This window comes from Tenacibaculum sp. SDUM215027, assembly GCF_050566205.1.
Lineage (GTDB): Bacteria > Bacteroidota > Bacteroidia > Flavobacteriales > Flavobacteriaceae > Polaribacter.
On sequence record NZ_JBNXUE010000002.1, the window covers coordinates 200,150 to 219,468 of the forward strand.

Here is a 19,319-nt window from a genome sequence, read left to right on the forward strand (position 1 = left end):
TATATGAAGGGAAAAGCATTTACGATACTAACGTTTGTTTTTATACAAATAATTCAAGCTCAACAAGTAGATCCTTTGTTGGCTAAAGATTCTATAGCGCAAAATGTTTGGGTAGATAGTATCATGAAAAACATGTCTGTTGATGAAAGAATAGGACAATTGTTTATGATACAAGCATATTCAAATAAAGATAAAAAGCATGAAAATTTTATTTCAAACATGGTAACGAAATATCATGTAGGGAATATTATTTTTATGCAAGGAACACCAGATAAACAAGTAGTTTTAAATAATAAATATCAAGAATTAGCAAAAGTACCCTTAATGGTTGGTTTTGATGGTGAATGGGGCTTAGATATGCGTTTAAAAAACACGTACCGTTTTCCATGGAACATGACTTTAGGAGCTATTCAAGACACAATTTTACTAGAAGAAGTAGGTAAAAGAATAGGAGAACATTGTAAACGTGTAGGAATTCATATGAATTTCGCTCCAGTAGTAGATGTAAATACTAACGCTAAGAATCCCATTATAGGAAATCGTTCTTTCGGAGAAAGTAAAGAAAATGTTGCTGAAAAAGCGATAGCATTTACCAAAGGAATGCAAGGAGCAGGTGTATTAGCAAATGCAAAACACTTTCCAGGGCATGGAGATACCGAAGCAGATTCACATCACACATTACCAACAATTAACTTTGGTGAACAACGATTAGATTCGATAGAGTTATACCCTTTTAAAAAAATATTTGAAGCTGGAGTAGGTAGTGTAATGACAGCACATTTAAGCATACCAGCTTTAGAAACCAATCCAAAATTACCATCATCATTATCAAAAAATGTAGTAACTAATTTGTTGCAAAATAAGTTAGGTTATAAAGGATTGGTTGTTACAGATGGTTTGAATATGAAAGGAGCTGCAAACTATTCAACACCAGCAGAAATAGATTTGGCAGCAATTTTAGCTGGAAATGATATATTATTGATTCCTCAAGATGTTCCAGGTTCAATAAGTTTGATAAAGAAAGCAATTGTAGACGGAAAGTTATCTGAAGCACGTTTAAATAATTCAGTAAAAAAAATTTTAAAAGCAAAATACTTAGTTGGATTAAATAAGTACAAACCTATTGCTACAGAAAATGTTTCCAAAGATATAAATAGTCCTTATGATGAGGTTTTACATCGTAAATTGATAAAAAACTCTATCACAATCTTAAAAAATAAAGAAGCTATTTTACCGATTAAAAACCTTAAAGAAAAAAAAGTGGCTTATGTTTCTTTAGGGAGTGATAGTGGAGTAGACTTTTATGAAATGCTTAAAAACTATACAAAAGTAGATAAAGTTTCTGATAAGAATTTAAGTGTGTTAATGAAGAAGCTAGAAAAATATAACCTTGTAATTGTAGGGTTTCATAAATCTAATAAGAACCCATGGAAAAGCTACAAGTTTTCTAATAAAGACCTTGTATGGTTGCAAGAAATAGCTAGAAATAATAAAGTTATTTTAGATGTTTTTGCTAGCCCATATAGTTTACTTCAAGTATCTTCTTTTACTAACATAGAAGGATTAGTAATGTCGTATCAAAATAGTAAGTTAGCTCAAGAGCTTTCTGCACAGGCTCTTTTTGGTGCTTTCGATTTAAAAGGGAAATTACCAGTATCTATAAAAAATGAGTTTAAAGCAGGTAATGGATTGTCTATAGACGGATTGGATGTATTGCAATATACAATTCCAGAAGAAGCAGGAGTCTCATCGGAAAAACTTTCAATTATAGATAAAAGAATTGATACAATTTTACAAGAGAAGATGTCTCCAGGAGGACAAATCTTAGTAGCTAAAGATGGAAAAGTAATTTACAATAAAAGCTTTGGTTATCATACTTTAGCAAAAAAACACTCTGTTAAGAACTCAGATATTTATGATTTAGCTTCTTTAACTAAAATTTTAGCTTCATTACCTATGATAATGAAAGCTGAAGAAGAGAGGAAAATTAGCCTATTCTCAAATTTAGGAGATGTGTTACCGAGGTATAGTAAGTCGAATAAAGACACTTTATTACTTAAAGAAGTATTATCTCATTATGGGCGATTACGTTCTTGGATTCCATTTTACTTACATACTAAAGACAGTATAACAGGGAAGAACTCTACAAAATTTTATAGAAAAAAACGTACACCAAAGTTTAGTGTAAAAGTTGCGAACAATTTATATCTAGCTAAAGAGTACAAAGATTCAATTTATAAACAGATAGTAGATTCAGAACAACGAAAAAGAATAGGTTATAAGTATAGTGATTTAGGGTACTATATTTTTAAAGAAATTATAGAAAAAAAATATAAAGAACCTTTAAATAAGCTAGTAGATGAGCAATTTTATCAATCTATTGGAGCAAATAGAATGACTTATTTACCTTTAAATAAATTTACAAAAGATGAAATTGTTCCTACTGAAAGAGATAACTATTACAGACATCAGTTAGTGCATGGTTATGTTCATGACATGGGGGCAGCAATGCTTGGAGGAGTAGGAGGACATGCAGGCTTATTTGCAAATGCTAATGATGTAGCTAAAATTATGCAAATGTTTTTACAAGACGGTTCTTACGGAGGAAAGAAGTATTTAGAACCTGAAACAGTGCATAAGTTTAATAAACGCTATTATGAAAATAAAAGAGTACGTAGAGGTTTAGGTTTTGATAAACCACAATTAAACCCTAAAGTGAAGGCTACTTGTGGTTGTGTGTCAGATGTAAGTTTTGGACATAGTGGCTTTACAGGAACTTATACTTGGGCAGACCCAGCAACAGGCGTTGTGTATGTGTTTTTATCAAACAGGATTTATCCAACAATGAGGAATTATGGTTTAGTTAAAAGTAATATACGTACCAAAATTCAACAAGATATTCAAGATGCTATTTTGATGGTGGAGTAGGTGATAGTTTAGTATATAAAAGAATAAGAAAAAGAGAAGCTAAAAAGTATAATAAAGCTAATTTCCAACCAAAAAATAAACTTATAATCCAGCTTTGGATGCAATAAAAGAAAGGAAACAAAATAGCATTTACACCGAATCTAAAAGTATCAATAAACTCTATTTCATCCACTTTTTTACTTAAAATTTTCCAAACTGAATACGGAACTAAGCTATTTAAAATAATTAATAAAAAGAGAGGAAGAGCGTAGTTTATACTGCGTTTTTTTTGTGTAAGCGTTTTTTTATCTCGTATAAGAGTGTTTATTAGATTGACTTTGGTGAAATCAACTTGAGCGTTATTTAAGTTAGATAAAGTAGTTTTATAGTCTTCATTTTGTTCTATATGAACACTTAAATCTTTTAATTGATTTGAAACAAGCTCCTTTATGTCCTTTACTGATTGATTTATATTTTGTTCATCATAATAATCATTAGCTAGAATAGGAGAACCGAAATGTATAGCAGTTTTAGAAGGATAGTTAGATACATTTTGATATGTAATTCCTACGGGAACAATATTAATTTTAGTGTCAGGGAAACTATCTAAAGTTTTAAAAATAATTCTTGTAAACCCTTTACTTAAAGGTCTAACAGCTCTGTCTTTTTTATGAGTTCCTTCAGGAAAGATTAGTAAGGTTTTTTTGTTTTTTAAAAGTAACTGACATTTGTTAAAAATTTCTTCATTTTTACTAAGTTGTTGTACACCGTCTCTAATACGGTATATAGGCATCATTCCAAGTAAATTAAAAAACTTAGCTATTGTAGGGTTGTTAAATACAGCGGCACGCACTAAAAAGTTTGTTCTTCTTTTTATATGGGTGGCTATAAGCAAAGGATCAATTAATCCGTTAGGATGATTAGCTGTGAAAATTACAGCTTCTTTTTTGGGGATTTGTTCACTCCCAACAACTGTTATTTTTTTAGAGTAAAAGAATAAGCCAGTTTTTACAAAAAGTTTAAAAAAGTAGTATATCAGTGTCTTCATTTATTATTTATTTCTTCCCCAGTAAGTAGCTAACATCATGCCTGAAAAAATATCCCAAACTCCCCAAAAAGCAGCAAGAAGAGCCATTCCTCCTAAGCCATCAAAAAAGCTAAAAATAAGAAGTAATCCTAAACCACCGTTTTGGATTCCAGTTTCCATAGAAATAGTTTTACAGTCCTTTTTGTTTAACTTAAAAGATTTAGCTGTTACATAACCTATCACAAACGCATAAATGTTATGAAATATTACCAGAAACAATACTAAATGTATGTAGTTTTTAAAAATGTCCGCATTGTCATATAGGGCTATTACAATTAATAAAAGAAAAAAGAAAATAGAAAAAGGACGTAAAAGCTTATTTATTTTTTTAGCCATTTCATGATGATAGTGATTTACGAACATTCCTAATACTATTGGAATTCCTAAAATGAGAAGTACTAGTTTAAAAAGTTCAAAAGGGTTTAAAGAAACACTTTTAAGAATTTCGTTTGTAGGTTCATATAAACTTCCCCATAATTGCAAATTTAAAGGAGTCATTATTAAACAAATTAGAGTTGAAAAAGCTGTTAAACTTACTGATAGCGCAGCATTACCTTTTGCCATTTTACTAAAAAAGTTAGAAACATTTCCTCCTGGACAAGCAGCAATCATCATCATGCCTAAAGCAAAACTAGGGTAAGGATTAATGATATTAATAAGAATAAAGGTTAAAAGAGGAAGTAAAATAAACTGAGATAAAAGTCCAACAAATAATATTTTAGGTTTTTTAATAAGCCTTTTAAAGTCATCTATTTTAATGTCTAGTGCAATACCAAACATAATTATAGCAAGGGCAATGTTAAGCATCCACAAAGCCTCAGTATCAAAATTAATTTTGATATTGTCAATTTGTAAAGTATTAATGTTTAAAAGCATACTCTATTATATTAGCTCCCATTTGTAGAGCTTTTAGCCTAGTTTCTTTAGGGTTGTTGTGTACAGCAGTATCCTCCCATCCATCACTTAAATCACTTTCGTAATCATAAAAGACAATAAGTCTTCCTTCGTGAAATAGGCCAAATCCTTGAGGTGGTTTTTTATCGTGTTCGTGAATTTTTGGTAATCCTTTAGGAAAGGAAAATGTTTGATGATAAATAGGGTGGTTGTTTGGTATTTCTTGAAGCTGTAGTTCAGGAAAAACTTTTTTTAATTCTCTTCGTATGTATTTATCAAGCCCATAGTTATCAGAGATATGTAAAAAACCTCCAGAAATAAGATAGTTTCTTAGTACTGATACTTCATTATCTGTAAATAAAATATTACCGTGCCCAGTAATAAAAACTAAAGGGAAATTAAGAATGGTTTCATCGTCAAGGGTAATGCTTTGTATGTCTTTATCAATTAGTGTTTTTGTGTTTAGGTTAGTGAACTTTACAAGATTTGGTAGTGCAGTTGGGTTAGCATACCAATCACCGCCACCTTTATATTGTATAATTGCTATTTCTTGAGAAAAACTATTAAGGTATAGAAGAAAGAAAAAAAACAGGGTGAGATTTTTCATTAATTGATTTGAATTTAAAAGCAATATAGTAAAACAACAATAAAAAACACCAACAAATTTGTTGGTGTTTTTTTCCCCTAAAAAATAAATTAAGCTTTTATTCTGAAAATTCCCCAATTTTTTCAAAAAGCGTTTTTATTTATATGATAAATGTATTGTAAGCTTTTATATACGAAGTTCTATTACATCCAGAAGGGTGATTTGAAACCAACTTTTTATAAAAAGTATGGTTAATAAAGAATATATATAAGTTATGTTTGACTAGTGAAAAATAAAAAACACCAATATTAATATTGGTGTTTTTAAGCTATAGCTTTTCCTTTTTCGTATTGAGAATAAGCACTCCCAATAATTTTTTTAGAAATCTTAATTATAAATTGAAAACCCCTTCAACTATCTTCAATTACTAATTTTTTAATTTCACCTAGTAAATATAGTTTAGAATAAGAAGGTAAGAGTTCGAAAACATCCATTTTGGATGTTTTCGAACTGTCTTTTTATAAAATGAAAGTAAATTTTAATTTAAAACAGCTAATGATAAGCTTTTAAATTCAACTGGTGTGTGCCCAGTATGTTTTTTGAAAACGGTATAGAATGTAGATTTAGAATTAAAACCAGACTCTAAGCCTATAGAAGTTATTGTATAATTAGTATAATCTGGATCTAACAAAAGAGTTTTAGCTAAATCAATTCTCATTTCGTTTAAATAATCAGTAAAAGATTTTCTAGCAATACTATTTATAATAAGAGAAAGTTTACTAGAGCTTAGTTCTGTGTCTTTCGATAAGTCCTGTAATGTATATTTATTTAATAAATATTTCTTTTTAGATCTAATGAATTTATCTATTTCTACAAATTGTTCTTTTTGCTTTTCAACTTGATTTTCAGAGAAGTTTTTCTCAGTATTTAAGTTAATTGTATCAACACTAAAATCACCATTTAGATCAATTAGAAGAGATTCTCTAATTCTTTCACGTTCTTTTAATACACGAATTTGTTTTAACCCTTGGTAACCTAACCAATAAATTAAGATTGTGGTATAGACTCTTAACGGGTAGTAAGAGAATAAAAAACCAGTAAAGTTCATTCTTACCTTTATAATTAAAGCTAAAATCCAAAGAGCATATCCAACTGAAGTTAGTATGAAAAAGGTATAAATCCATCTAAGATTATCAAATGATAGAATTTTAGGAAACAGTTTTTCTTTTTTATATAAAATGTAAAATGAATAAATAAAAATACTTAGTGAAGTTACTAAACTAAATATTTCTTCTATAGAAGTATATCGTTCGTAAATAAAATTTAAATATTCTCTAGAAGCTGAATCACTATAATAAAGAACAAAACTAATTTGACTTGTGACTAGGATTAAAAAAAGTGGAATAATCACTTTTAATATTTTGTATGATCTCTCAGCAATATTTAAATAATGAATTAAAAACATATATAAAAAAGGCATTGCTAAAAAGTGCCAAGGTACTTGTACATAGTCTAAAGCAAATTTATGTTGAAGTAATTCTCTTTCTAAAGCCCAAGATTGAGCATTATTTAAAGAAATAGCTAATATCAAAAGATTTAGATATATCATACTTTTTTCTCGTCCATTCTTAGAACAGAAAAGTATAATACTAAAAGCGAAACCGTGAACGGCACTAATTAACAAAAAGAGATTAAAAAAATCTGCTGTAGTCAAAATAAAAACCTTTAAGAGTAGCTAAATATACAAAAAATGAATTACTGGTGTAAATAGGCTATACTCTGTACTACATTTAAGCCAGCCGTTTCAGTTCTGAGCCTGTTAGCACCTAAAGAAATAGGAATAAATTTTTTGTTTAAAGATTGTTGGATTTCATCGAGTGAAAAATCTCCTTCAGGACCAATAAGAATTGTGTATTTAGATTTTGGAGAGGCAATGTTTTTTAAAAACTTTTTTTCAGTGTGTTCTTCACAGTGGGCAATGTAAACTTCTTCTGAGAAATCATTATTTATAAAATCAGAAAAACTTATAAGGTCGTTTAGTTTAGGTAATGTAAATTGTAACGATTGTTTCATAGCAGATTGTACAATCCTCTGTAAACGATCAGTTTTTAAAACTTTTCTTTCTGAATTTTTACAAATAATAGGTGTTATTTCATCAATACCAATTTCTGTAGCTTTTTCTAAAAACCATTCTAAACGATCATTGTTTTTGGTAGGGGCTATAACAACATGTAAGTAATAATCTCTTGTACGAGGTTTTTCTTCAGATTTAATAATCTTAGCAATACACTTTTTGTCGTTTCCTATAATTATTTCAGCAAAAAAAAGAATCCCATTTCCATTAGTAATGTGTAAAATGTCTCCTTCTTTTTTTCGTAATACACGAATTATATGACGACTTTCATCTTTGTTGAAAGTAATTTCTTTTGAAGTAGCTAATAAATCTGAATTATAAAAAAGTTGCATTATAAATCGAGTTTGTATGTTCTTCTTCTTTTGTGAATCTTAGGGTCAAAATCTTTCCAAATCTGATGAATTGCTTGGTTTTCTTCAAGTTCTGGCGTTCTAATACAATTTTGAATTCCTCTAGCCGAAAATATAGGGTGGAACTGTTCAAATATAATAGCTGTTACTCCTTTGTTTTGATATTCAGGATCAACACCAATTAAATAAAAAGTAACATCTTTTGAGTTCTTTCTTGCATTTAACAAGTGAAGAAGTCCAAAAGGGAAAAGTTTTCCTTTTGCTTTTTGCAAAGCTTTAGAAAAAGAAGGCATTACAATTGCAAAAGCTACTAGTTTATGGTTTTCATCAACAACAAACTTTATATATTCAGGGTTTATAAAATTTATGTATTTCTTTTTAAAATAAGCTATTTGAGCATTTGAAATAGGTACAAAAGTTGATAGTTTTGAGTAAGTTTTACTAAATAAGTCAAACATTTCATCAACATAGGGCATAACCTTATCTGTAGACGTAAAGTTCAAAGGAGTTAAGTTATATCTTCTTTGAATAATATTGCTTGCCTTTCTATATTTTTTAATATCAACATTACTAAAAGAGAATATACTTTCAATATATTCTTTTTCTTTTGTAAAGCCTAATTGCTCTAGGTGTTTAGCGTAGTATGAGTGATTGTACCAGGTAATCATAGTACCAATATAATCAAACCCTTCAGTAAGGACTCCTGTTTTATCTAAGTTGTTAAAACCAACAGGTCCCTCTATGTATTCTAAGTTATTCTCGCGTCCTATTTCTGCAACTTTATTTAATAAGGCCTTAGAAACTTCTATATCATCAATAATATCAAACCAACCAAAGCGTATTTTTTTTATGTGTTGTTTCTCTATTTCGTAAGAATTGATAATAGCTACAATTCTACCAACTATTTCATTGTCTTTTAAGGCTAAGAAAAAGCGAGCATTGGCATATTCAAAAACAGGGTTTTTATTTTTGTCAAAACTTTCTATTTCATCCTTAATAATAGGAGGAACCCAATACTTATTATTTTTATAAAGAGAAAAAGGAAACTTAACAAATTGTTTCATTCCCTTTTTGGTTGTTATTTCTTTAATTTGAATCATTTTGCAAATTTAAGGACTTTTAATTATCCTCCTTTTCTTTTTCCTTTTCTTTCTCTTGTTGCTCTTCTTTTTTGATTTCTTCTTCTAACTTTTTTATCTCTTTTTCAAGTTTTAAACGCTCCTTTTCTTTACGCTTGGCTTCTTTTTCTTCCTCTTTTTTAATCTTCTTTTCAAGCTTTAAGCGTTCTTTTTCTTTACGTTTAGCTTCTTTTTCGGCGTTCTTTTTAGCTTTTTTAGCAGCCTTTCTTTCTTCTTTAGCTGTTTTCTTCTTTTGCTTTTTGTCTTCTTTAACAATTATGTCAACTAAAGACCCTTGACGTTCTCTTTTAGGTTTTTCATTTAAAAGCTCACCATCGTTAGATTCTGTATCCAGATCAACTTTTCGTTTTTCCTTTTTAGAGAATAATTTACCTGCTTTACTAAACATTCGACCAAAGAAGTTTCTGTCCTCATCATATTTAACAGGCTTTTCTTTTTCAATTTTGTTTCCAAATTCATCTATTTCAACAAAATCGTCTTTATGTCTATTAATTCTATATGATACACCTAAAGAACTATATATTCCTATTTCATCTTGTTGTAAGTTAGCTCTTAATGATGCGTTAAATTGTAAGTTTTCACTAAAAAGGTAGGCTGCACCAGTCCCTAGATTAGTCTTTTTCTCATGTTCTTCAAAAATACCTTGTATTTCAGCAAAACCAGACCAGTAGTCATTAAAGTTGTAAGTACCAGTTACAATGTAAGAAAGTTGAGAAAAGTCAGTACCAATATAATCGTAATGAAGATTGGTAACAACGTTTAATTTGTCAGAAAATTCATTTTGAAGTAAAATACCAACTTTAGGACTAAAACCACCTCTTTCGTGATAATCAGTTAAAAAACTTCCAATATTCATACCTGCTGAAATACCAATGTGTGGTATCCATCTCTTCCAGTCGAAAGAGTGTCTAGCTTTCCAGCTTCTTATTTCTTTACTTTTATCATCATATTTAGGAGCATAAATCATGTATTTTGCACCTAAACTAAATTGACTAAGCCCTGTTTTATTATATGATGATTCAAAAATATTTTTAAAAGCTATTTTATCTCTTTGTAAAGAAGTGTTTAAATTAAATTCTAGTTTTTCAGCAAAAAAACTAGTTCTAAAAAACAGGTTTAAACCTAAAGCTTCAGGATTACTAAAGGTAGGTGTAGCATTCATTTTTCTATAAAAAACACTTGTTTCAAATTGATAAACCCCCGAACCAACACTGTAGGGACTCTCAGAAAAACCTGGTCTATTTGAATTTATAACAGGTGTATATTGCGCGTTAGCAGTTAAAATAGAACAAAAAACAAAAAGGATAAGAAGTTTCTTAATCATATATAATAAATCCAAATTTTCAGGTTGTACAAACATACGTAAAAATACAATTACCTATATAATATAAGTTTTGTAAACTCTTAACGCTTCCTTTTGCTTCAAATTGTTATTTTTGATTGATTTTTTTATTTTAAGAAAAAAGATGACATATTTAAATGAAGCTGGACCCGTGAATTTTTTAAAAACCATATTAATTATTCTGTTAGTTTATTACGTTATAAAGTTTTTAGCAAAACTTTTTGCACCATACCTAATAAAAAAAGCAGTAGACAAAGTACAAAAGAAAGCAGAACAGCAGTATAGAAACCAACAACAAGCATCTGATGTTGAAGTAGGGAAAACTGTTATTGATAAAAAGCCAAATAATTCGAAAGAAAGTAATAATTCTGTTGGCGAGTACGTTGACTATGAAGAAATAGACTAACCATGAACTTAAAGAAATATTTACCGTTTGCAATAGCAATTATTGTTTTTGCAATAACATCTGTATTGTATTTTAATCCGGTTTTAAGCGGAAAACAAATTAAACAAAGTGACATTACCCAATTTATAGGAATGTCAAAAGATGTAAAAGAGTATAGAACTGAAAAAGGAGAAGAGCCTTATTGGTTAGATAATGCTTTTAGTGGAATGCCTGCATATCAAGTAAGTGCTTATTATCCTAATGATTTTGTGCGTTATATTGATAAAGCAATTCGTTTTTTACCTAGACCTGCAGATTATCTTTTTTTATACTTTTTAAGTTTTTTCTTACTGTTAACAGCTTTAAAAGTAGACTGGAAACTTGCTGTTTTAGGTAGTTTGTCCTTTGGTTTTTCTACCTATTTGATAATTATTTTTGGAGCAGGTCATAATGCTAAAGCACATGCTATTGGTTATATGCCCATGGTTATAGCAGGAGTTATTTATATTTTCAGAAAACGTTATCTATTAGGTTTTGCTCTAACAGCTTTGGCAATGGCTTTAGAAATTTATTCTAATCATCCGCAAATGACTTATTATTTAGGGTTTTGTTTGTTGGTTTTGGCTATTGTTGAGTTTATAGAAGCTTTCAAATCGAGAACATTACCAGTATTTTTTAAACAAGCAGCTATTTTAGTAGCAGCAATGTTAATTGGTATTGGAGCTAACTCTACTAGGTTGTTAGCTATGAAAGAATATGCTGATTATAGTACACGAGGTAAATCGGAGTTAACAATTACTACTGAAGGGATGCCTAAAGAAAAATCTTCTGGATTAGATAAGGAATATATAACTGAATATAGTTATGGAATTGCTGAAACATTTAACTTGATGATTCCTCGTTTTATGGGTGGAGGAACAGTTGAAGAATTAGGGGAGAATTCTAATTTTTATCAAGTTTTAGAACAAAATGCAGGTAAAAGTGTAGCGAAAGATTATTCTAGTCAAGTTTTAACTTATTGGGGAAAGCAACCCATTGTTGAAGCACCAGCTTATATTGGTGTAATTGTTTTTTTCTTGTTCTTTTTAGGGATTTTCTTAGTGAAAGGGCGATTAAAGTATTGGTTGGTTGCAGCTACTATTTTTTCCATAGTATTAAGTTGGGGTAAAAATTTCTCTATAATAACGAACTTATTTATCGACTATATTCCGCTGTATAATAAGTTCAGAGCAGTTTCTTCAATACAAGTAATTGCAGAACTGTGTATTCCGTTGTTAGGAGTTCTAGCATTAAAAGAATTTTTCTCTTCTGAGAATTCTTCCGAAGAAAAAGAAGATGCAGTAAAGAAAGCTTTTTATATTGTAGGAGGTATTTCTTTACTATTCTTACTGTTTGGATCTAGTTTGTTTGCTTTTGAAGGATTACGTGATGGACGATATCAACAACTTCCAGAATTAATAGATGCTTTAATTTCTGATAGAAAATCAATGTTGTTTAATGATAGTTTACGTTCTCTTTTTCTTGTTTTAGCTGTTGCAGGAATGTTATGGTTTTATTTAAAAGGAAAACTGAAGCAAGTACCTGTGTTAATTGTATTGGGAGGCTTAATAATTTTTGATTTAGTATCAATAGATACCAATTATGTTAATAAAGAAGATTTTACTACAGCAAGAAGAGTGCAAAAACCATTTACAACAACAAAGGCTGATACAGAAATTTTAAAGGATACTGGAAATTATCGAGTTGTTGTTTTTAGTATAACCAAAACACCAGAAGGAAAAAAATTATATTATCAAACATCTATGCAGGATGGTAGAACTTCTTATTTCCATAACTCGATAGGAGGGTACCATGCAGCAAAAATGAAACGTTATCAAGAGTTGTTTGATTATCAAATAGCTAAAAATAACATGGAAGTACTAAATATGTTAAACACTAAGTATTTCATTATTGATGACGAGCAGTTTAAAGAAAATCCTGAGGCGAACGGAAATACATGGTTTGTAAACTCTCTAAAAGAAGTTAATTCAGCTAATGAAGAAATTATAGCATTAGATAGCTTGAAAACCAAAACAGAAGCGGTTATAAACTCAAAGGAGTTTAAAGTAGGCGTTGATGCGTTTGAAAAAGATTCAACAGCTACTATTTCTTTAGTAAAGAAAGATCTTACTGAATTGGTGTATGAATCAAATACAAGCTCAAATCAATTTGCTGTATTTTCAGAAATCTATTATAAAGATGGATGGAATGCTTATATTGATGGAAAGAGTGTACCATACTACAGAGTAAACTATGTTTTAAGAGGACTAAATGTTCCTGTAGGTAAACACACCATAACGTTTAAATATGAGCCTACTGTAATAAAAACAGGAAGTCTGCTGTCTATGCTCTGTTATGCTTTATTACTGATAATATCTATTGGTTGGCTTATGATAAAAAAGAGAAGAGACTAATTTTCAATATCTTTTAGAAATATAGAAGGAGTTACACCAATATGTTTTTTAAATGCTCTTGTAAAAGCAGAAGCATTGGTGTAACCTATTTCTTCTGCAATAGCTTGTATAGAGTATTTTCTGAAGTTTTTGTCTGTTTTTAACTTTTCTACTACGTAGTTAATTTTAAGCTTTGTACAGTACTGTTTAAAAGATTCATTGTGATGTTTGTTAAAAACGAACGAGATATAAGTGGTATTGGTATCTAGTTTTTCAGCAATGTAATTAATTGAAAATTCAGGTTTTAAAAAATCTAAGTTATTAGTTACGTTTTTAAATTCGTTAAGAATTTTAGTTTCTAAGACTTCATCAATGTTATATTCTTTCTTTTCTGTTTCTACAGGTTTGTTTTCGTTCAATATTAAAATAAGCTCTTTTTTCTTTTCTTTTTCTTTTTTTAAAAGGTAAAAAGTGATAATAATGAAAGTTAATAACAACGCAATAAAAGAGATAATTAGCTTTCGTTGTTTGTTAGTTTCTCTTTGTTGGATAGTGCTGTTAAGTTTTTGAGCTTTATTAAAGTTGTTGTTATAGAATAAGTTAAATGTTTTTTCTTTGTTGTCTTTGGTTAAATTAAATTGTTCTAAAGTAAGTTTAGAATATTTATAAGCACTATCTAATTTGTTTAACTGGTTGTACTCGTTAGAAAGGATGTCATATAAAGTAATTAGCTTACTAGGTTCACATTTCTCATATTTTTTTAAGAATTTGTTTGAGTAGTAAATAGCAGAATCTGAATTGTTTAAGTTGTGAAAAGAGATAGCTTTTTGAAAATATTCTCTATGAAGGTATGGGGATCCGTTACTTATCTTTTTGTAATTGTTAATTAAATCTATAGCTTTAGAAAATTCTTTTCGAGCCATTAAAATTTCAGTCTTTCTGAAATTATAAATAATCTCAGAGTCTTTATGTTGAGGATTGAATAGTTGGGCAATTTTATATGCTTTGTCAAAATAGTAATCAGCAGAGTCTAAATAAACTTTATTTGGTTGCTTACTGTTTATAGACATGTATGTATTTCCTAAACAATTAAACGAATTAGCTTTCCACTGGAGAAAAAAGCTATTATTTTGAACATTTTTTAGAATAGGGGTTTTGGATTCAGAAATAATATTTAATAATATGTTTTTAGACTTTTCTTGCATGTTAAGCTTGTTTTTTATCACAGCTTTACTAAGAGCAAGGCCAAGTTTATTTCTAATCCATTTTTGATCTTTTATAGGATGGTTCAATACTTCATATTCATATTTTATAAGTACGGAATAGGCTTCTTCATACTTTTCTTGATTCTTTTTAATCCAAAAAAGTCTATTAAGAGCAGCAATTTTTCTATCAATAAGACAAGTTAAATCTTTTGTTTTTAATAGGGAATCTACTTGTTTTATTACAGCAATAGATGTTTTTTCTGCCTTATCATATTTTTTTAACCTATAAAAGCCATAAGCTCTGCCAGTAGAAGCTTCCAGTTTTTTACAGATATTATTTGATTTTTCTAATTTATCACAATAAAAAAATAAGCTATCATTATTAATGTTTTTATGAAAATTAATTTTATTATGATTTATAGAGTCTAAATACTTTGTTTGAGATACAGTTTTTGTAGAGAAAAAAAAGGTAATAAGTAGTATAGCTATAAATCTGGTCATTTTAATATAAAAAATCAATCAAATAAAGAAAAGTCTTTTTCTAAAACACATAGGCAATAACTTCAAATATACACTATTTTAATGATGCTTTTTTAATAGGTGAAAGAATAATATGTTTGTTATAGGTGAAATGTACTAATAACTAAGTACGAGTTGCTATGGAAAATTAATTAGTTAAAAGCGAAGGGGCAATCTTTCGCTTTTGTTTTTATATAGAATGTTTACTTAATTCTATTTTAAGGCTTTGTTGTTTGGAATGATAAAATAGTAATACATTTGTTGTTAAAATAATGTTCATGTATTCTAAATTACCTCAAAAAAGATATAAATATACACTTGAGTTTTTGCAAAAACATCTTCCAGCTCCAGCGACTGTACTAGATTTAGGAGTTCGTAATCCTTTTTCTGAAATAATGGAAGAAAACGGATATACAGTTTATAATACGAATGGTGAAGATCTAGATTTATTACCTCAAATAGTTAAAAATTACAAAGTAGATGCAGTAACAGCTTTTGAAATTTTTGAGCATTTATTAGCGCCATTTAACGTGTTAAGAGAAATTGAAGCACCAAAAATAATAACTACTATCCCTTTGAAGTTATGGTTTACAAATGCATACAGAAGTAAAACAGATATGTGGGATAGGCATTATCATGAGTTTGAAGACTGGCAATACGATTGGTTATTAGAAAAATCAGGATGGAATATTGTTGATACTAAAAAATGGACTAGTCCAATTAACAAGTTAGGAGTTAGGCCTATTCTGAGAAAGTATACACCTAGATATTATGCTGTATATGCAGAAAAAGAGAATGTGAAATGAGAATAGGAATGATTTTAGATAAAACATTTCCTCCTGATCCTAGAGTACAAAATGAGGCTATAGAGCTAATAAAAGAAGGGCATGAGGTTTTTTTGTTTTGTTTAACCTATACAAATGAACCATCAGAAGAGTTTGTGAATGAGATAAAGGTAAAGAGATACAAGTCAAATAAGGTAGAGTATAAGTTATCTGCTTTGGCTTATACTGTGCCGTTATACTCTCTTCTAATGAAAAAAAAGATAGCCCATTTTCTTAATAAATATGCTGTAGAAACTATTCATGTACATGATATGGTTGTTGCTAAGGCTGTTATGTTAGCCAATAAAAAAATGCAATTACCAGTTGTATTAGATTTACACGAGAACAGACCTGAGATAATGAAGTTTTATCCTCATTTAAAAAAGTTCCCACAAAGTTTTTTAATATCAACTAACAAATGGAAGCAGAAAGAAGAAGAGTTTATTAAAAAAGCTAGTAAAGTAATAGTTGTTACTAAAGAAGCAAAAGAAGAACTATTAAGAAGAACTAAAATAGCATCAAAAAATGTTGTTATAGTTCCTAATACTGTTAGAGAATCTTTTTTTGAATCATTAAATGAATTTAAAGAATACACAGTAAAAAATAATTTTAATTTACTGTACATAGGTGATACAGGTGAAAGGAGAGGGTTAGCAACAGTAATAAAAAGTTTACCTATTTTAAAAAAGGATATAAAAAATATCAAACTAATAATAGTAGGAAGCGTTAATGAAGACTTAAAAATATTGACAGAAGATTTAAACGTAGAGCAGTATGTAAGTTTTGAAGGATGGCAAAATGAAATAACATTTCCCAATTATATAAAAAGCAGTGATATTTGTTTATCTCCACTACATAGAAACATACATCATGATACTACACATGCAAATAAGTTGTTTCAATATATGAGCTTAGGGAAACCTTTGTTAGTTAGTGATGCTACAGCCCAAAAAAATATAATTGAAAAAGTAGATGCAGGGTTGGTACACGAAGAAAAAAATATAGAAGACTTTACAAGGAAAGTTTTAACCTTATACAAAGAAGAACAATTGAGAGAGAGGTTGGGTAAAAATGGAGAAGCTTTTGTTCGAAATGAGTTTACGTGGGACAAAACTTCAAAAGAGTTGATAAACTTGTACAATAATTTATAATTTGAAAGTATTAATAATTACATATTATTGGGTGCCAGCAGGAGGTTCAGGGATACAAAGATGGTTGAAGTTTGTAAAATATTTACGAGACTTTAATATTGAACCAATAGTTTATACTGTTAACGAGGCTAAATATCCAATTATAGATGACTCACTAAAAAACGATGTTCCAAATAACTTAGAAGTATTAAAGAGCCCAATATGGGAACCCAACGATTTATTATCAATTTTCAAGAAAAAGGAAACGAAGACAAGTGCTGGTTTTTTAGCCCCTAATCCGAGTTTTATTGGTAAGGTAATGCAATATGTTCGAGCTAATTACTTTATTCCTGATGCACGAAAATTTTGGGTAAAACCTTCGGTAAAGAAACTTAAAAAATATTTAAAAGAAAATGCTATTGATGCCATTATAACCACTGGTCCACCACATAGTTTACATTTAATAGGATTACAACTTAAAAAAGAACTAGGGGTGAAGTGGATAGCAGATTTTAGAGATCCTTGGACAGATATTGATTATTTTCATCAATTACCTTTAACTGAAAAATCCAAAGCCAAGCACCATCAATTAGAGCAAGAAGTACTAAGGTATGCTGATGTAAGTTTGGTGGTAGGGGAGACTATGAAAAAGAATTATCAAAAATTTTCAAAGAATATTCACGTTATAACTAATGGATTTGATTATGGGTTAAATAATAAAATGAATGTTATTCTTGATAAAAAATTTTCAATAACACATATAGGTTTGATGAATGCTGATAGAAACCCTGAGGTTTTATGGAGAGCGTTGTTAGAATTATGTGAAGAAGATAAAGAGTTTACAGAAGATTTAGAAATTAAACTTATAGGAAAAGTAGCAGAGGAAGTTGAAAAATCTTTGGAAGTACACCAGTTTAAAAATATTACAAAAATTGCTTATGTTCCGCACAAAGAAGTACAACAGCATCAAAAAACTTCGCAAGTTTTGTTGTTAGCTGTAAACAAAGTACCAAGTGCTAAAGGAATTATAACAGGTAAAATTTTTGAATATTTACAAGCAAAACGCCCTATCTTAGCAGTAGGTCCAGAAGATGGTGATTTAGCAGAAATACTTGCTAAAACTAAATCAGGAGCTATTGTTGATTTTGATGATGTAGTAAGAATGAAAAAAGAAATTAAACTTCTTTATAATCAATATAAGAAAGGAGCTTTAGAAGTTAATTCTGAAAACATAGAGCAATATCATCGAAAAAAGCTAACAGAAAAATTATCCATCATATTAAAACAAGTCGTTAATTCTTGAAAAAAGTAGTAACTATATTAGGTGCACGTCCCCAATTTGTAAAGGGAGCCGTGTTAAGTAGAGTGATTCAAAAACACAATGAAGTAGAAGAAATAATAGTGCATACAGGGCAACATTTTGATGCTAATATGAGCGCTGTTTTTTTTGAAGAAATGCAAATCCCCAAGCCTAAGTATAATTTAAATATTAATGGGTTAAATCATGGAGCGATGACGGGGCAAATGCTAGAGAAAATTGAAGAGATTTTACTAGTAGAAAAGCCGGATGTGGTCGTTGTGTATGGAGATACAAATTCGACGTTGGCAGGTACTTTGGCCGCCAAAAAACTTCATATAAAAGTAGTACATGTTGAAGCTGGATTACGTTCGTTCAATATGCAAATGCCAGAAGAAATAAACCGTATTTTGACAGATAGGATAGCAAACTTATTAAGTTGTCCAACAGAAATAGCAGTATCAAATTTAAAAAATGAAGGATTTGATAGCTTTGATACTTTGATAGAAAAACATGGTGATATAATGAAAGATGCTGTGGAGTTTTATAGTAAGGTGTCAGAGGAGAAATCAACTATTATAAAAGATTTAGGTTTGGTAAAAAATGAATTTGTATTAGCAACAATTCATCGCCAAGAAAACACTGATGATAAAGAGAAATTAACTAATATTTTTGAAGCTCTTGAAAAAATTAATGTTTCAAAAAAAGTAGTATTACCATTACATCCAAGGACAAAAAAAATGCTTGATGAGTACAAGTTAAAGCCTAATATAACTTTTATTGAGCCTGTAGGTTATTTTTCTATGTTAGAACTGTTAAAGAATTGTGCTCTTATCGTGACTGACAGTGGAGGATTGCAAAAAGAGGCTTTCTTTAATAAGAAATTTTGCGTGATAGCAAGAGAAGAAACAGAATGGAAAGAATTAGTGGATAACGGTTATGCTACTATAACAGGGGCTAATTCAGAAAAAATAGAAACTCATTTTCAACAGTTCTTAACCCTGTCAAAAGACTTTAAAGAGTCATTGTATGGAGATAATGTAGGAGAAAAAATATATAAATCAATACTAAAATTAATAAAAAAATAA

Annotated in this window: 15 protein-coding genes; 7 read left to right on the plus strand and 8 right to left on the minus strand. The window is 29.3% G+C overall.

Going from position 1 to position 19,319, the window contains the following annotated elements; genetic code table 11:
* Nucleotides 1–3 precede the first annotated feature (3 nt).
* Nucleotides 4–2,928: a glycoside hydrolase family 3 N-terminal domain-containing protein gene (locus tag ACQYZ7_RS07105; protein WP_430729075.1), complete on the plus strand. Its 2,925-nt coding sequence runs from the start codon at nt 4–6 to the stop codon at nt 2,926–2,928.
* On the opposite strand, the gene ACQYZ7_RS07110 is transcribed toward ACQYZ7_RS07105, so the two are convergent.
* From ACQYZ7_RS07110 to ACQYZ7_RS07140, 7 genes are all read right to left on the minus strand, one after another.
* Nucleotides 2,909–3,955, minus strand: a complete 1,047-nt coding sequence (locus ACQYZ7_RS07110; RefSeq protein WP_430729076.1) for a lysophospholipid acyltransferase family protein — start codon at nt 3,953–3,955, stop codon at nt 2,909–2,911. The two genes, ACQYZ7_RS07105 and ACQYZ7_RS07110, sit on opposite strands and share 20 nt — an antisense overlap.
* 3 nt (nt 3,956–3,958) lie before the next feature.
* Nucleotides 3,959–4,870, minus strand: coding sequence for a bile acid:sodium symporter family protein (locus ACQYZ7_RS07115; RefSeq protein WP_430729077.1), 912 nt, complete (start codon nt 4,868–4,870; stop codon nt 3,959–3,961).
* The gene (locus ACQYZ7_RS07120) at nt 4,854–5,495 is read right to left on the minus strand and encodes a DUF4159 domain-containing protein (protein ID WP_430729078.1); all 642 of its coding nucleotides are present in this window, start codon (nt 5,493–5,495) and stop codon (nt 4,854–4,856) included. Before ACQYZ7_RS07120 ends, ACQYZ7_RS07115 begins: the two co-directional genes overlap by 17 nt.
* Nucleotides 5,496–6,012: 517 nt before the next feature.
* A complete protein-coding gene (locus tag ACQYZ7_RS07125; protein ID WP_430729079.1) occupies nt 6,013–7,083 on the minus strand; it encodes a helix-turn-helix domain-containing protein in 1,071 nt (356 codons plus the stop codon).
* A gap of 146 nt (nt 7,084–7,229) precedes the next feature.
* Nucleotides 7,230–7,940, minus strand: coding sequence for a 16S rRNA (uracil(1498)-N(3))-methyltransferase (locus ACQYZ7_RS07130; protein ID WP_430729080.1), 711 nt, complete (start codon nt 7,938–7,940; stop codon nt 7,230–7,232).
* A complete protein-coding gene (locus tag ACQYZ7_RS07135; RefSeq protein WP_430729081.1) occupies nt 7,940–9,058 on the minus strand; it encodes a GTP cyclohydrolase in 1,119 nt (372 codons plus the stop codon). The genes ACQYZ7_RS07130 and ACQYZ7_RS07135 overlap by 1 nt, the downstream gene beginning before the upstream one ends.
* A 19-nt stretch (nt 9,059–9,077) precedes the next feature.
* On the minus strand, nt 9,078–10,421 hold the full coding sequence (locus ACQYZ7_RS07140; RefSeq protein ID WP_430729082.1) for a transporter: 1,344 nt from the start codon (nt 10,419–10,421) through the stop codon (nt 9,078–9,080).
* A gap of 142 nt (nt 10,422–10,563) precedes the next feature.
* On the opposite strand from ACQYZ7_RS07140, the gene ACQYZ7_RS07145 reads away from it, so the two are divergent.
* Together ACQYZ7_RS07145 and ACQYZ7_RS07150 are read left to right on the plus strand one after the other, a co-directional pair.
* Nucleotides 10,564–10,845: a DUF4834 family protein gene (locus ACQYZ7_RS07145; protein WP_303508915.1), complete on the plus strand. Its 282-nt coding sequence runs from the start codon at nt 10,564–10,566 to the stop codon at nt 10,843–10,845.
* Nucleotides 10,846–10,847: 2 nt separating this feature from the next.
* The gene (locus ACQYZ7_RS07150) at nt 10,848–13,277 is read left to right on the plus strand and encodes a YfhO family protein (protein ID WP_430729083.1); all 2,430 of its coding nucleotides are present in this window, start codon (nt 10,848–10,850) and stop codon (nt 13,275–13,277) included.
* Here the strand turns inward: ACQYZ7_RS07150 and ACQYZ7_RS07155 are convergent.
* On the minus strand, nt 13,274–14,962 hold the full coding sequence (locus ACQYZ7_RS07155) for a helix-turn-helix domain-containing protein (RefSeq protein WP_430729084.1): 1,689 nt from the start codon (nt 14,960–14,962) through the stop codon (nt 13,274–13,276). The two genes, ACQYZ7_RS07150 and ACQYZ7_RS07155, sit on opposite strands and share 4 nt — an antisense overlap.
* Before the next feature lie 296 nt (nt 14,963–15,258).
* On the opposite strand from ACQYZ7_RS07155, the gene ACQYZ7_RS07160 reads away from it, so the two are divergent.
* The 4 genes from ACQYZ7_RS07160 to wecB are packed head-to-tail and all read left to right on the plus strand — an operon-like array spanning nt 15,259 to nt 19,319.
* The gene (locus tag ACQYZ7_RS07160) at nt 15,259–15,786 is read left to right on the plus strand and encodes a methyltransferase (RefSeq protein WP_430729085.1); all 528 of its coding nucleotides are present in this window, start codon (nt 15,259–15,261) and stop codon (nt 15,784–15,786) included.
* On the plus strand, nt 15,783–16,955 hold the full coding sequence (locus ACQYZ7_RS07165) for a glycosyltransferase family 4 protein (protein ID WP_430729086.1): 1,173 nt from the start codon (nt 15,783–15,785) through the stop codon (nt 16,953–16,955). Before ACQYZ7_RS07160 ends, ACQYZ7_RS07165 begins: the two co-directional genes overlap by 4 nt.
* A gap of 1 nt (nt 16,956) precedes the next feature.
* A complete protein-coding gene (locus tag ACQYZ7_RS07170; protein ID WP_430729087.1) occupies nt 16,957–18,237 on the plus strand; it encodes a glycosyltransferase family 4 protein in 1,281 nt (426 codons plus the stop codon).
* A complete protein-coding gene (wecB, locus tag ACQYZ7_RS07175; RefSeq protein ID WP_430729088.1) occupies nt 18,234–19,319 on the plus strand; it encodes a non-hydrolyzing UDP-N-acetylglucosamine 2-epimerase in 1,086 nt (361 codons plus the stop codon). The genes ACQYZ7_RS07170 and wecB overlap by 4 nt, the downstream gene beginning before the upstream one ends.

Bases quoted from the DNA above. Each gene is read 5' to 3' on its own strand.
- ACQYZ7_RS07160 (WP_430729085.1), top strand. From the start codon at position 15,259: ATGTATTCTAAATTACCTCAAAAAAGATATAAATATACACTTGAGTTT.
- ACQYZ7_RS07140 (WP_430729082.1), bottom strand. From the start codon at position 10,421: ATGATTAAGAAACTTCTTATCCTTTTTGTTTTTTGTTCTATTTTAACT.
- ACQYZ7_RS07120 (WP_430729078.1), bottom strand. From the start codon at position 5,495: ATGAAAAATCTCACCCTGTTTTTTTTCTTTCTTCTATACCTTAATAGT.
- ACQYZ7_RS07150 (WP_430729083.1), top strand. From the start codon at position 10,848: ATGAACTTAAAGAAATATTTACCGTTTGCAATAGCAATTATTGTTTTT.
- ACQYZ7_RS07125 (WP_430729079.1), bottom strand. From the start codon at position 7,083: ATGATATATCTAAATCTTTTGATATTAGCTATTTCTTTAAATAATGCT.
- ACQYZ7_RS07130 (WP_430729080.1), bottom strand. From the start codon at position 7,940: ATGCAACTTTTTTATAATTCAGATTTATTAGCTACTTCAAAAGAAATT.
- ACQYZ7_RS07155 (WP_430729084.1), bottom strand. From the start codon at position 14,962: ATGACCAGATTTATAGCTATACTACTTATTACCTTTTTTTTCTCTACA.
- ACQYZ7_RS07115 (WP_430729077.1), bottom strand. From the start codon at position 4,870: ATGCTTTTAAACATTAATACTTTACAAATTGACAATATCAAAATTAAT.
- ACQYZ7_RS07165 (WP_430729086.1), top strand. From the start codon at position 15,783: ATGAGAATAGGAATGATTTTAGATAAAACATTTCCTCCTGATCCTAGA.
- ACQYZ7_RS07110 (WP_430729076.1), bottom strand. From the start codon at position 3,955: ATGAAGACACTGATATACTACTTTTTTAAACTTTTTGTAAAAACTGGC.
- ACQYZ7_RS07135 (WP_430729081.1), bottom strand. From the start codon at position 9,058: ATGATTCAAATTAAAGAAATAACAACCAAAAAGGGAATGAAACAATTT.
- ACQYZ7_RS07105 (WP_430729075.1), top strand. From the start codon at position 4: ATGAAGGGAAAAGCATTTACGATACTAACGTTTGTTTTTATACAAATA.
- ACQYZ7_RS07145 (WP_303508915.1), top strand. From the start codon at position 10,564: ATGACATATTTAAATGAAGCTGGACCCGTGAATTTTTTAAAAACCATA.